Annotated in this window: 9 protein-coding genes; 2 read left to right on the top strand and 7 right to left on the bottom strand. The window is 65.8% G+C overall.

From position 1 onward, the window contains the following. Positions 1-108 precede the first annotated feature (108 nt). Positions 109-576 carry an acyl-CoA thioesterase gene (locus ACNJX9_RS15235; RefSeq protein ID WP_271619864.1) on the top strand — a complete coding sequence of 156 codons (468 nt, stop codon included), beginning with the start codon at positions 109-111 and terminating at the stop codon, positions 574-576. A gap of 84 nt (positions 577-660) precedes the next feature. Here ACNJX9_RS15235 and ACNJX9_RS15230 read toward each other — a convergent pair whose 3' ends face one another. Together ACNJX9_RS15230 and ACNJX9_RS15225 are read right to left on the bottom strand one after the other, a co-directional pair. Next, entirely contained in the window at positions 661-981 is a 321-nt protein-coding gene (locus ACNJX9_RS15230) for a 2Fe-2S iron-sulfur cluster-binding protein (protein WP_271599898.1), read from the bottom strand. Between the two features lie 177 nt (positions 982-1,158). Continuing rightward, positions 1,159-1,533 carry an Hpt domain-containing protein gene (locus ACNJX9_RS15225; RefSeq protein ID WP_083514317.1) on the bottom strand — a complete coding sequence of 125 codons (375 nt, stop codon included), beginning with the start codon at positions 1,531-1,533 and terminating at the stop codon, positions 1,159-1,161. 395 nt (positions 1,534-1,928) lie between these two features. Between ACNJX9_RS15225 and ACNJX9_RS15220 the strand changes: the two genes are divergently transcribed. Then, positions 1,929-7,775, top strand: a complete 5,847-nt coding sequence (locus ACNJX9_RS15220; RefSeq protein WP_439409435.1) for a negative regulator of septation ring formation — start codon at positions 1,929-1,931, stop codon at positions 7,773-7,775. A gap of 174 nt (positions 7,776-7,949) precedes the next feature. On the opposite strand, the gene ACNJX9_RS15215 is transcribed toward ACNJX9_RS15220, so the two are convergent. From ACNJX9_RS15215 to ACNJX9_RS15195, 5 genes are all read right to left on the bottom strand, one after another. Beyond that, the gene (locus ACNJX9_RS15215) at positions 7,950-8,603 is read right to left on the bottom strand and encodes a response regulator (protein WP_057749064.1); all 654 of its coding nucleotides are present in this window, start codon (positions 8,601-8,603) and stop codon (positions 7,950-7,952) included. Then, a complete protein-coding gene (locus ACNJX9_RS15210) occupies positions 8,600-10,240 on the bottom strand; it encodes a hybrid sensor histidine kinase/response regulator (protein ID WP_439410065.1) in 1,641 nt (546 codons plus the stop codon). Before ACNJX9_RS15210 ends, ACNJX9_RS15215 begins: the two co-directional genes overlap by 4 nt. Before the next feature lie 1,022 nt (positions 10,241-11,262). Beyond that, on the bottom strand, positions 11,263-12,162 hold the full coding sequence (locus ACNJX9_RS15205; RefSeq protein WP_439409434.1) for a sodium:solute symporter family transporter: 900 nt from the start codon (positions 12,160-12,162) through the stop codon (positions 11,263-11,265). A gap of 133 nt (positions 12,163-12,295) precedes the next feature. Next, entirely contained in the window at positions 12,296-13,786 is a 1,491-nt protein-coding gene (mctP, locus tag ACNJX9_RS15200; protein ID WP_439409433.1) for a monocarboxylate uptake permease MctP, read from the bottom strand. Next, positions 13,776-13,952, bottom strand: coding sequence for a DUF3311 domain-containing protein (locus ACNJX9_RS15195; protein WP_083514315.1), 177 nt, complete (start codon positions 13,950-13,952; stop codon positions 13,776-13,778). The genes mctP and ACNJX9_RS15195 overlap by 11 nt, the downstream gene beginning before the upstream one ends. Positions 13,953-13,965 lie beyond the last annotated feature (13 nt).

Raw genomic sequence — 13,965 nt, 5'->3', positions numbered from 1 at the left:
GGGATGGATCAGGGAAGGCATAAAAGCGGGAGGGCCCCGCAGGCACACCCACTTGCCGGGCCAAGATAACTGGGCTGTAACGAGGCTGGATTTGACGGAGATCATCAGGTGAACGCACCAAGCCGCCTCGACACGACGCCGCGCCTGGAAGACTTCCCTTTTCGCCTCAGCGACAATGTCCGCTTCGGCGATCTCGACCCGAACCAGCACGTCAACAACGCGGTCTATGCCACCTATTTCGAGACCGGCCGCGTCACCTTGATGAAGCTTCCCGAATACGGGCTGACCCCGCCGGGCTTCGCCTGGATCATGGTGCGGCTCGACATGCATTTTCGCGCCGAGCTGCACTGGCCGGGCACGATCGAGCTCGGCCTCGGCGTGGTCAAGCTAGGACGCACGTCGGTGACCTTCGAGCAGGTCGTGTTCTCGAATGGAACGTGCATCGCATCGGCGACGTCGGTCGGCGTCCTGCTCGACGAGGCGACGCGGCGGCCGGCGCCGCTGACTGCGGAGGTGGTCGAGAAATTCAAGCCCTGGCACAAGCGCGGCATCGAAGTCGCGCCGCCGGCCGCTTAGCGCATGATCCGGACCCGCAGGGCCGCGTTAGCGCAAAGCGCGTAGCGGTTTTCCGGAAAGATCATGCGCTCTTAAAGAGGAAGATCAGGCCTGACGTTCCGGCGTCGACACCACGAGCCCGTCGAGGTCGTCGGAGACCTTGATCTGACACGACAGGCGCGAGTTCGGGCGCACGTCGAAGCCGAAGTCGAGCATGTCCTCTTCCATCGGCGTCGGGCTGCCGACCTTCTCGCGCCAGGCTTCATCGACATAGACATGGCAGGTCGCGCAGGCGCACGCGCCGCCGCACTCGGCTTCGATGCCGGGAATGCTGTTGCGGATGGCGGCTTCCATCACGGTCGCGCCGTTCTCAATTTCCACCGTGCGGGTTTCGCCCTTGTGGTCGACAAAGTGAATTTTGGCCATGTGTTCTCGTGCTGCCGCGATCTGGGGGAAAAAGGAGGTCTGGGCTGTCCTATAACGGGTCGCTCAGGGCCGCGCCATAGCGTTTTCAAGCGAAGTGGGGACCTGTTCGCCGGAGAGAAAGAGCGCCGAAACAAAGCACTGCGGTGAGCAGACCAGGGCCCTTTGGAGACCCCGGCTTTAGTGCTTGAGGATCGTCGCGATCGCGGCACGAACCTCGGCCACCGCCTCTTTCAGGGCAGCAAAGGCCCTCGGCGGGTTGTCGCCGGTCCTGATCGCCGTCTCGAGGCCGGCCGCCGCATCGGCGACCGCGAACGCGCCGATCCCGCGTGCCGAGCCTTTGAGCTTGTGTGCCAGCGCGCCGGTCTCGGCCGGCAGCGAGGCCATAGCCGCGATCAGGCGGACCGCCTGCTCGGCAAACATCGCCAGCACCTCTTGCTCAAGCTCGGCATCGCCCAGCGTCATGCGCGAGAGGTGGTTGAGGTCGAGCGGGCTGTCGATGGGCGCAAGCGGGGGCGAGGGCATCCAGTCCATCCGTTGCAGTTCAGGCGTCATGGCGCAGGCCCCGGCATCACGCGATGATCCGCCGGTCCGGCGGATCTCGCAACCGAAGCACGGAAATGGTTAACAAAGTGTTTGGGTCGTTTTACTCAAATCCGCCCGTTTCTTGACGAAAAGTTGCCGCAATCCGCGGAGTCCAGTGGAGAATTTCATTTAGGCCTAAGGTGTTACGGCCCATTCCTGTTAACGATGATTAAGAATGTCTTAATCGCGGGCATTTCATTCGCGACGCTCTGCCAATAGGATGTTGCGGAAATTGGCGGACAAGCCGTCCGGGTGGGGACGGCTTAGAGATCCGCGCAAGCGGCATGATCCGGTCTGTGGGCTTGCGCCGCGCGCAGGGCTCGCGGGGGACGCGTACAAGTAAGTAACGAGGGCTCGGACTGAACATGGCCAATACTCCCAAAAAGGTCAAAGACCCCACAGAAGTTGCGCTTTCTGCGATCCAGGAAGCCCTCAACATCAGCGACACGGCTGCCGACACCAGCCGGAACGCATCGATGCGCAACGAAACGGTGCCGCCGGTCGCACCTCCCGCGCCGCCCGTGTTCGACGATCCGGCCTTCGAGCCGCGGCCCGCCGCCGATGAACGCGCCGTGTTCGATTCCATCGAGGAACCGCGGACCTCGCGCCGCGCCGCCAATGATGACCGCGAGACCATAGGCCAGTTGCTGCAGTCGCTGCAGACGGGCCGCCCTGCCCGCAACATCTACACCGGCGCCACCATCTTCACCGTGGTCTGGCTTGCAGCCTGCGCCGCGCTGACGGTCGGCTTCCTGCCCTCGATTCGGGCCGCCATGGGCGAGAGCGGCGGCGTGCTGGCGATCGCCGGCCTCGCCACCATGTTCTTTGCGCCGATCATGCTGTTCTATTTCCTCGCGAGCCTGGTCTGGCGCGGCCAGCAGATGAGCCAAGTCGCGCAAGCGATGGCGCAGGTCGCGATCCGCTTCTCCGAGCCAGAAGGCTCGGCCTCCGATTCCATGGTTACCGTCGGCCAGGCCATCCGCCGCGAGGTCGCGGCGATGGGCGACGGCATCGAGCGCGCCATCGCGCGTGCCGGCGAACTTGAGACCCTTGTCGCCAACGAGGTCGCCGCACTCGAGCGCGCCTATTCCGACAACGAGGTGCGCATCCGCGCCCTGCTGCAGGACATCGCCCACCAGCGTGACAACCTGGTCGGCCAGGCCGAGCAGGTCCGCAGCGCCATTTCCGGCGTGCAGATCGACCTCCGCCACGACATCGCGCTGATCTCGGATGCGATCGCTTCGCGCGTCGACGAGGTCGCCAAATCCATCACCGGCGCGCTGGAAGAGCGCGGCGCCCACATCACCGGCGCGCTGAGCCATGCCGGCGACAACATGATCCTGGCGCTCGGCGAGCGCGGCGGCGACCTGCTCGACCGCCTCGAGGAGGCCAGCGCCGAGACCACGCGCGCGGTGCTCGACGCCAGCGAGCGGCTGACCACCAGCCTCAACTTCAAGACCGGCCACGTCCACGACGAGTTCGTCGACCTCGCCGACCGCGTCCACGAGATGCTGAACGAGCGCATCGACCGCATCACCGGCGAGTTCGAGCAGCGTTCCGCCGCGATTGTCGACGGCATCTCCGAGCGCACCGAGCTGGTGCACGACAGCCTCAAGAACTCGTCGGACTCGCTGCTGCTCGAACTCGAGCTGCGCTCCAACGATCTTTCGGCCAAGATCGACGACGCCGGCAACCGCCTCGCCGGCCAGATCATGACCTCCGGCGACAAGGCGAGCGAAGCGCTCGAGGCCACGGTCAACACCCTCGTCGCCAAGGTCGTCAGCCAGACCGAGACCGCGCACGATTCGCTGTCGCTGCAGATGAGCGCGTTCGACGAGCTGGTGAAGAACCAGGGTACCGAACTGGTCGAGAGGTTCGCCCGCGATTCCGGCACGCTGGGCGCCCTGATCACCCGCCACATCTCCGAGTTCGACCGCACCGTGAAGACCTTCGGCGGCGAGATCGTCGAGCGCATGGGTCAGCGCACGCAGGACATTCATGACTCGCTGAAGACCTATGTCGAGAATTTCGACGCCCAATTCACCGCCAACGGCGGCGAGATCACGGCCATTCTCGACCAGCGCCTGGTGCAGTTCGAGACCACGATCGGCGAGCGCGTGTCCAATCTCGACGCCTCGCTGAACGGCAAGATCGCCAGCCTCGACGGCACGATCGAAGGCCAAATCAAGACCTTCGACGAACAGCTCGGCGGCCGCGTCGGCGCGCTCGAGCAGTCGTTCGATGCCCGCGCGAAGTCCGTCACCGAGACCATCGACGGCCGTCTCAACGCGCTGTCCACGACGCTGACCGACGGTGCGACGCAGGCGATCCAGTCGATCGATGCGCGATTGACCAACCTCACGACGACGCTCACCGGCGGCGCGGCGCAGGCGCTCGAATCCATCGACTCACGCCTGATCAACCTCACGACGACGCTGACCGACGGCGCATCGCAAACCATCCAGACAATCGACAGCCGCCTGACCCATCTCACCACCACGCTCACCGGCGGCGCGTCGCAGGCCCTCGAGACCATCGACACCCGCCTCACCTATCTGAACACCGCCCTGACAAACGGCGCCTCGCAGGCCCTGCAGTCCATCGATGTGCGCCTCGGCCTCCTGACATCCACGCTCACCGACGGCACCGCACAGGCGATCGAGGCGGTCGATCACCGCATCACCAGCGTTGCCGACCTCATCGACGGCCGCAGCATGCATCTGACCGATACGGTCACGGCGCGCTTCCAGGACATCCAGCAGGCGATCGAGACCAAGGTCGGTTCGGTCGCGAGCGACATCGACGTCCGCGTGGCGCAATTCGAGGATCTGCTCGGCTCGCGGGTCGAGGCCGTCGCCGGCCGCATCGAGAGCAGCGGCCGCCAGGCCAGCGAGGACATGATGTCCCGCGCCGAGATGATCTCGACCGCGATCCGCTCGCATGTCGAGGATGCCGAGCGCTCGCTCACCAACCTCGTGGTCAACACCAGCGAGACGATCCAGACCGGTGCGCGCACCGCGCAGCAGTCCCTGATGACGGTCTCCTCCGACGTCAACGCCCAGCTCAAGATGACCTCGGCCGAGGTCGAGCGCGCGCTGACTGCGGTCGGCACCGGTGCTGCGAACTCGATCCTGACCAGCGCCCGCGAAGCGCAGTCGTCGCTGGTTGCAGCCTCAGGCGATGCCTCCAACCAGATCAAGGGCCTCGCGGCCGACGTCGAGCGCACGCTGTCGGCAGCCGGCTCGGCGACCGCGGCCTCGATCCTGGCCGGCGCCCGCGAGGTGCAGACCACGCTCGTCACGGCGTCCTCGGACGCGGCCAACCACGTCAAGACGCTCACCGCCGAGGTACAGCGCTCGCTCTCGATGGCCGGCACCTCGACGGCGGAATCGATCACCGCGGGTGCCCGCGATGCGCAGAGCACGCTGATCGCGGCCTCGACCGAGACCGCCAACCAGATCAAGGCGCTGTCCTCCGACGTGCAGCGCTCGCTCTCGATGGCGGGCACCGCGACGGCCGAGACCATCATGACGGGTGCGCGCGAAGCCCAGAGCACGCTCGTCGCCGGATCTGCGGACGCGGCAAACCAGGTCAAGGCCCTCACAGCCGACGTGCAGCGCTCGCTTTCCATGGCCGGCACTTCGACGGCGGAGAGCATTCTGGCTGGCGCCCGCGAAGCTCAAAGCACGCTCGTGAATGCGTCCTCGGAGGCCGCAAGTCAGGTCAAGTCGCTCGCGGTCGAAGTGCATCGTTCGCTGTCGCAGGTCGGCCAGACGACCGCCGAAACCATCACGGCCAGCGCCCGCGACGCCCAGAGCACCCTGCTCTCCGTCTCGGCCGAACAGACCAGCCAGGTCCGCTCGCTCGCCGCCGAGATGCAGCGCGCGCTGGCAACCGCGGGCGGCGCCACCATCGAAGCGCTCACCAGCGGCGTGCGCGAGGCCCAGGGCACGCTGATCTCGGCCTCGACCGACGCCGCGACCCAGATCAAGTCGCTGACGACGGATATCGAACGCACGCTGACCGCGGTCGGCGCCGACACCGCCTCGACCATCCTGAGCAGCGCGCGTGAGGCCCAGATCTCGCTGACCTCGACCTCTGCGGACGCCGCAAGCCAGATCCGCACGATCTCGACCGAGATCGAGCGCGCGCTCAGCACGGCCACGGCGAACGCGACCAACGACATCCAGACCAGCGCGCTCAATGCCCAGAACGCGCTGATCTCTGCCTCCAACGAGGCGAGCTCGCGTGTCAAGTCGAGCTCGGCCGACGTCGAGCGTTCGGTGCTCGCCGCCAGCTCGAGCTTCGGCCAGGCCATGACCGGCAAGACCGACGAGATCGTCACCTATGTGCAGCAGCAGGCCGACCGCCTCTCCAACATGATCGACGCCAAGCGCGGCTCGCTCGTGGACGCGATCGGCTCGAAGACCAGCCAGCTCACGCTCGACATCGACCGGGTCACCTCCGACGCGCTGAAGTCGATCGAGACGCGCGGCCAGGCCTTCTCGCAGAGCATGATGGGCAACGGCAACGAAGTCGCCCGCACCATCAACGCGGCGAGCGAGATCGCGACCAGCGCCGTCGGCAAGTCGCTCAAGGACCTCGAAACAGCCTCGCGCGCGGCGATCGACCAGTCGCGCCAGGTCTCCATCGCTGCGGTCACCGAGATGCAGGAGACCAGCAAGATCCTGCGCACCGACACGGTCGCCCTGTTCGAGCGTCTGCGCGAAGGCAACATCCTGCTCCAGGAGGTGCTGACCGGTGCGCACGACAACCTCAACTCGCTGGAGCGGGCGCTGGTGACGCGCGTCGCCGACTTCGTCTCGGCGATGAACGATGTCACCTCGCGCAACGGCGCGGCGACGCAGAACCTGGAAGACCAGCTCAATGTCTTCAATACGAAGACCACCCGGGCGCTGCAGGATCTCGGCGAGCTGTCGACCCAGTTCGACAAGCACGGCCAGGCGCTGGTCGAGGCCGCACAGGTGGTCGAGCAGAGCAACAAGAACACCACCGCCTCGCTTGCCGAACGCAAGGCGGCGCTGGAATCGCTGGTCACCACCATCGACCTGCGCACCGCCGATCTCGACCAGCGCCTGTCGCGCTTCACCGGGCTGCTCGATGAGTCGCTCGCTGCGGCCGAAGAGCGCGCCCGCGACATCGCGCGCGTGGTCGCCGAGACCGCCGGCGCAGGCTCGGCCGCGATCACCCGCCAGTTCGAGGCGGTGCGCGCGGCGTCCGAAGAGGAGCATCGCCAGACCATCGAGGCCATGCACGACATCTACCGCCAGACCACCGACGAGGCGGATGCGATGTTCAAGCAGTCGACCGAGAAGTTCGGCAACCTGGTCGCCAGCATGAAGCAGATGGCGTTCGAGATGCACAACGAGCTCGAAGCCACCCGTAACGAGCTGCGCCGCGGCGTGCTCGAGATGCCGCAGGAGGCCGCCGAGAGCACCGCGCAGATGCGCAAGGTGATCGTCGACCAGATCGAGGCGCTCGCCGAGCTCAACCGCATCGTGGCCCAGCACGGCCGCGGCCTCGACGTCACCACGGCGGGCCGCGCCTCCGTCGCCGTCCAGCGCCAGGAAGAGCCGGTGATGGCAAGCGTGGGCGGTCGTGGCACCGAGACCCGCATGCGCGACACCGGCAGCGCCTCGACGCTGCCGCCGCCGGACCTCGGCATGCCCGCCGCCTCGCGTCGCACCGAGGCCCCCCCGGTCGCCCCTGGTGGCAACGACCAGGGCCGCGACGGCTGGCTGTCGGATCTCTTGAACCGCACGGACGCGGGCCAGGCGGCTTCGACCGGTCGTGAGGCCCCGCGCGGCCGCCAGGCTGCCCCCGCTCCGCAGCCGCAGGCCCCGCAGGCGAGCAGCAATCCGCTGGAATCGCTGTCGCTCGACATCGGCCGGCTGATGGACCGCAACCTCGCCGCCGAGATGTGGGACCGCTACCAGCGCGGCGAGAACAAGGCCTTCACCAAGCGCCTGTACACGCCCGCCGGCCAGAAGGCCTTCGACGAGGTCGCCCGCAAATATCGCGCCGACCGCAACTTCAAGGGCACGGTCGACCGCTACATCGGTGAGTTCGAACGCCTGCTCGACGAAGTCGCCCGCGACGGTCGCGGCCCGCAGGAGCTGCGCAGCCACCTGACCTCGGAGACGGGCCTGGTCTACACCCTGCTCGCACATGCGGCGGGGCGGTTGGGATAAAGCGGCGAGGCTTAAGCGCGATGAGATTAGGTTCAATCGTCATCGCGCTTTAGCTCTTTGTTTGAGCATGATCTTTTCGGAAAACCGCTCCGCACTTTTCCGGATCATGCTTTAGCGACTATGAATGAGAACGGAGGCAGTACCGCCTCCGTTTTGTTTTTTGACCTTGCGAGATCAGGCCCCGCCGGGCTGCCTGAACGACAGCCGCTCGGCGAGGACCGCAGCCTGGGTCCGCGAGCCGACACCGAGCTTGCGCAGGATCGTGGAGACGTGACCCTTCACGGTCTGCTCGGCGATATCGAGCTCGCCGGCGATCTGCTTGTTGAGCTTGCCCTCGACGATCATCGTGAGAATGCGCAGCTGCTGCGCCGACAGCGAGGCCATGCGGGCGGCAAGCTCGACATCGGCGCTCTGGATCGAGCCGCGGCCGCCGACATTGGGGGGCATCCAGATTTCGCCGGCCAGGATCTTCGTGATCGCCTCTGCCATCTCGGGCAGGCTGAGCGATTTCGGGATGTAGCCGGATGCGCCATAGGCGATGGCGCGACGGATCGTGGCCGCGTCCTGCCGCGCCGAGATGATCGCAACCGGCACCATCGGAAATTGCGCCGACAGGATGAATAGCGCGGCAAATCCCTGGATCCCCGGCATCGTCAGGTCCCATAGGATGAGGTCGATCTCGTCCGATTGCGCCGAGAGCACGCTCACCGCCTCGTCGAGGGACTGGCAGGCTATGATGTCGAGGTCGGGCAGCACGGTCGACAGCGCGCTGCGGAGCGCAGCCTGCACCAGCGGATGATCATCGCCGATAAGGATGCGCATGGTCACAATGATGAGGCTCCCTGTTGGGTCCCGAACTGCCGGCTCAAGGCCTCACCCCCGAGGAAGCGACGCAGCGCCGCGGTCTTGAGCGGCTTGGACAGTACCTCGCAGCCACGTGCCTTCGCCGCTGTCCGGACGGCCTCGCTGCGATCTCCGGTGACGACCAGCGCGCAGGCGCCGCGGCCCGATCTCTGCCTGAGATCGTCGAGAAAGTCCAAGCCGGTACGCTCGCCATCAAGATGATAATCGACCAGCACGACGTCGGGCGGGCTTGCCGCGGCCGCCGCCATCGCGTTGGCGGCATCGGTTGCGACCAGGACGCGATGACCCCAGCCGCCGAGCAGCGCCGTCAGACCATCGAGGATCGTTGCATTATTGTCCAGGCACAGGATCGTCAGCGCACGCTCCGTCACATCAGGCGCCGCGTCGGCCGATTTGCGCTGGAGCGACGTTCCCGGCCCGTGCGCGAGCGGCACCGTGACGGCAAAGCAGGAGCCGTGTCCGGGGCGCGAACGGAGGTCGACGGGATGACTGAGCAGCCGCGAGATGCGATCGACGATCGCGAGCCCTAGGCCCAGCCCTTTCTCCGATCCCGGTGCCAGGCGTTGGAACTCCTCAAAAATGCGCTTCTGATCCGCCGCGGCGATGCCGATCCCGGTATCCCAGACCTCGATGCGCAAGTCGCCGCCGCGTCGCCGGCAGCCAAGCAGGATGCGTCCCTTGAAAGTCTCCTTGGGCGTGTAGCGTAGCGCATTCGAGAGCAGGTTCTGCAAGATCCGTCGGAGCAAATGCGGATCGCTGCGCACAGCGAGCCGGCAATCGACGACGCGGAGGACGAGCCCACGCTCGCGCGCCATCGCGGAGAATTCCACGTTCAGCTGCACGAGCAGATCCGCGATCGGAAAGTCGATCGGCTCGGCACGAACGGCACCGGCATCATAAGAGGAGATGTCGAGCAGCCGATCGAGGACATGCTCGGTCGAGCGCAGCGCCGTGATGGCGCTACCGGCGAGAGTTCGCTCCTTCCCCGCGGCACCAGCGTGCGAAGAAGCATGGAGGCTCTCGTCAAGCGCGGACAGGAACAGACGCGCCGCGTTCAGCGGTTGCAGCAGATCGTGGCTGGCCGCCGCCAAGAAGCGGGTCTTGCCGAGATTGGCCTGCTCGGCCTCCGCCTTGGCCTGCTCAAGCGCCTCGGTCCGCTCGCGGACACGCAGTTCGAGATGCTCGTTGGCGCGCCGCAACGCTTCCGCAGCGCGGTGACGCTCGGTCACGTCGGTGTAGGTCGAGACATAACCGCCCTCTGCGGCGCGATTGTAGACAATCTCGAGCACCGTGCCGTCCGGCCGCTTGCGCTCGTACAGATAGGGCCAGCTCTGGGTCGCGACGTCGCGATTGACCAGGAGCGCAGCGAATTCGGACGCGGCGTATTCGCCGCGCTCGACATTGAAGGCAATGAGCTCGGACAGCGGAAGGCCGACGCGCACGAAATCCGGCGGCAGGTCGAGCAGCGCGATAAACCGCCCGTTCCAGGCCGTGATGTTGAAATCGGCGTCGAACGCGCAGATGCCCTGTGGCACGCTTTCGAGCGTGCTTTGCAGCAGGCTGCGATTGAAGCGGAGGGCTTCTGAAGCCTCGTCAAGCATCGCCATCGCCGCCCGCCGCGACAGCGAGTGCCCTTCCAGCGAGGCTGCAATCACCACGCGCGCCGACGCAGCACCGATCGCGCCAGCGAGAAGATTCTCGGTGAAGCGGATCGAGTCGAGATCGACGAAGTCGGACGGATCGAGGCGCGGCCCGGTGCCCGCCATACGCGATGTGAGATAGCCGTCAAAAGCCGCCTCGCCGCGCTCCGCACCGACAAAGCGCCGGGCGAGCGCGCGGAGATCCTCGAGCCGGACCACCACGCGCGATGACAGTTTTGGCACCGTGTCGCGGACGACACCGTCGGCAAATGCCGCAGCCTGATTGCGCTCGACGGTGGTTTGCCGCCCCAGCAGCGAAAACGCAACGAAGCAGATGATGTTGGCGGCAAGGCTCCACAGCGTCGCGTGCGAGATCGGATCGAGCCCGCCGAGGTCGAACAGTGCGTTCGGCTTGAGGAAAGCGAGCTGCCACGGGCCGTGGCTAACGATCTCCTCGAAGGCGGGCCATAGCGGTGCGGCCGAGGGAAGCAGCAGCGTATAAGCCCAGATCAGGAATCCGGCGGCGATTCCCATCGAGGCACCGATCTTGTTGGCACGCCGCCAGAACAGGCCACCGACGAACGCTGGACCGAATTGCGCGACTGCGACGAACGACAACAGGCCGATGACGGTGAGCGGATAGGCCTGGTTGACCAGGCGGTGCATCAGGTAGGCCAGCAGCAGAATGCAGAGGATCGAGAGCCTGCGCACCGTCATCAGCACCGAAGTCACCGGCCGGCTTTGGGCGCGCAGGCCGAAGAAGCGCGAGCGCAGCAACAGCGGCATGATGACGTCGTTGCAGAGCATGGTGCTCAGAGCGACGGAAGTCATGATCACCATGCCGGTGGCGGCCGACAGTCCACCCAGGAAGGCGATCAGGCTGATGGTGCCCGCATCCGCTGCGATCGGCAGCGAGATGACGTAGGTGTCGGGGTCCGTCATCGCACCGAACCTTGCAAGGCCGGCGGCCGCGATCGGCAGGATCAGCAGGCTGAACAGCGCAAGATAGGCTGGATAAAGCCACGCTGCGGTGCGCGTATGGCCAGGGCTCTCGTTCTCGACGACGACGACGTGGAACGCCTGCGGCAGACAAAGGAAGGCAATCGCCGAGATGATGATCGTCGAGGGCCAGACCGGCTGGGCGGGATCGAAGGCGAGGATCCCAGCCAATTGCGGATCCGAAGAGAACTGCGACAGCAGCGCGGCTGGTCCTCCTGAGAGCCCAAACAGCACGAACACGCGACGACAAGGAAGGCGATCAGCTTGACCACGCTCTCGAACGCAATCGCCAGCATCAAGCCGCGATGATGCTCGCTGGCATGGACGTGGCGAACGCCGAACACGATTGCGAACAGCGCCATCGACGCCGCGACGCCGAAGGCCGAGTCCTGCCAGAACCGCAGCGCCTCGCCGCTGGCGCGCTCAGGCTGTAGGATCAGATAGTCAAAGCTCTTGCCGACGGCCTTGAGCTGAAGCGCAATATAGGGAAGCACTCCGAGCAGCGAGGCCAGCGTCACGAAGGCGGCGAGTACTTGGCTCTTGCCGTAGCGTGCGGCGATGAAGTCGGCAATCGAGGTGACGTTCTGGGCCTTCGCAATGGCGATCAACTTGCCGAGCAACTTCTGGCCGAACAGCAGCACCAGCGTCGGACCGATATAGATCGTGGCGAAGTCCAGCCCGCTGGTGGCGGCGCGGCCGACCGACCCGTAGAAGCTCCATGAGGTGTTGTAGACCGCAAGCGTCAGGCAATAGCTGATCGCCGCCGCCCAGGACTTTGGCGAGACCAGCGGTCCGTCCGAGCTCCGCCGATCGCCCCACCAGGCAATCAGGAACAGCGTAGTCACATAACCGGCCGCGACCGCGAGAACGAACCACGCCTGCAAGATATCCTCACTCCAGACCGATCCGCCCACTCATGAGGGCTCGGAACGCGGGCGGATACTAAAGCGTTTTCAATCGCATGGAAGGCACTTTGGATCGGCGGCCGGCTGTCCAGCCGCCGATCCAGTCTTGACGTCAGGCCGCCTCGCGCGACAAGCGAGCCTGCGGAAGGCCCTTGAGCACGAGGTTGACTACGACCGCGACCACGATGTTGAGCACGAGCGCCAGCAGACCGGTGTAGATCGCGACCTTGCCGGCGCCGAAGTCCATGCCGTGCAGCGGCTTCAGCCCATCCGACCAGGCCAGCCACGATCCGCCCGCAAGGCCGACGGCCCAGCCGGCCAAGAGCGCCGTGCTCGAGAACCAGGTCAGATAGAGACCGAACACCAGCGCCGGCAGCGTCTGCAGGATCCAGAGGCCTCCAAGCAGTTGCAGGTCGAGCGCAAACTGCGTCGGCATCAACAGGATGGCGAGCAGCGCGCCGACCTTTACCAGCATGGAGGTGATCTTGGCGACCTTGGCTTCACCTGCCGGCGTCACCTTCGGATCGACCCACACCTTCCAGAAGTTGCGGGTGAACAGATTGGCCGCGCCAATGCTCATGACAGCTGCCGGCACCAAGGCACCGACCGCGATCGCCGCGAAGGCAAAGCCTGCGAACCAGCTCGGGAACAGCGTCTTGAACAGCTCCGGCACGACGTCATTGTTGCTCGCAAGCTTCAGCCCTGCCGCGTGGCCCATGTAGCCGAGAAGCGCCAGCAGGCCGAGCAGCAACGTGTAGGCCGGCAGCAGCATCGCATTCTTGCGAATGGTGTTGCCGCCTGACGAGGCGAAGATGCCGGTCAGCGTGTGCGGATACATGAAGGCGGCGAGCGCCGAGCCGAGCGCCAGCGAGGCGTAGGGCACGATCTGCGCCGGCGACAGCAGGATGCCGCCCGAGCCCTTGGCCGCAAAGGCTGCATCCGCCGCGGTGAAGATCGCGCCGTAGCCGCCGAGCTTGGACGGCACGATCGCGATCGCGGCGATCACCACGATGTAGATCATGATGTCCTTGACGAAGGCGATCAGCGCAGGCGCGCGCAGGCCCGACGAATAGGTGTAGAGCGCCAGCACCAGGAAGGCCAGGACGAGCGGCACCTCGCCGCTCAGCCCGAGCGCCTTGATCGCGACTTCCATGCCGATGAGTTGGAGCGCGATGTAGGGCATCGTCGCCAGCACGCCGGTCGCCGCAACGGCAAGCTCGAGCCCGCGTGAGCCGTAGGCACCGCGAACCACATCGCCCGCGGTGACGTAGCCGCGCTCCTTGGCGATCTTCCACAGCACCGGCATCACCGCGAACACGAAGGGATAGACGATGATGGTGTAGGGCAGCGCGAAGAAGCCATAGGCGCCGACCGCATAGACGAGCGCGGGAACGGCGATGACGGTGTAGGCGGTGTAGAAATCGCCGCCGACCAGGAACCAGGTGATCCAGGTCCCGAACTTGCGGCCGCCGAGGCCCCACTCGTCGAGGTGAGCTAGCGTCTCAGGCTTGCGCCAGCGCGCAGCGACGAAGCCCATGCCGGTGACGAGGATGAACAATACGAGGAAAACGGCGAACGCCGCGCTATCGACATTAGCCAGCACGACGCACGCTCCTGTAGACGATGTAGGTGAGCAGCGAGGTCAGCGGCACCCAGGCGAGCTGGTACCAGTAGAAGAACGGGAAACCGAACAGATAGGGCTCCCGGATATTGTAGAACGGCACGATCATCAGGCCGATGAACGGCAACAACAGCAGCAGACGTATCACGCTCTCTCCTCCC

The organism is Bradyrhizobium sp. BLXBL-03 (genome assembly GCF_051853015.1).
Classification (GTDB): domain Bacteria; phylum Pseudomonadota; class Alphaproteobacteria; order Rhizobiales; family Xanthobacteraceae; genus Bradyrhizobium; species Bradyrhizobium manausense.
The sequence above is the reverse complement of the archived record's forward strand: the minus strand, read 5'-3'. Positions and strand labels throughout refer to the sequence as shown.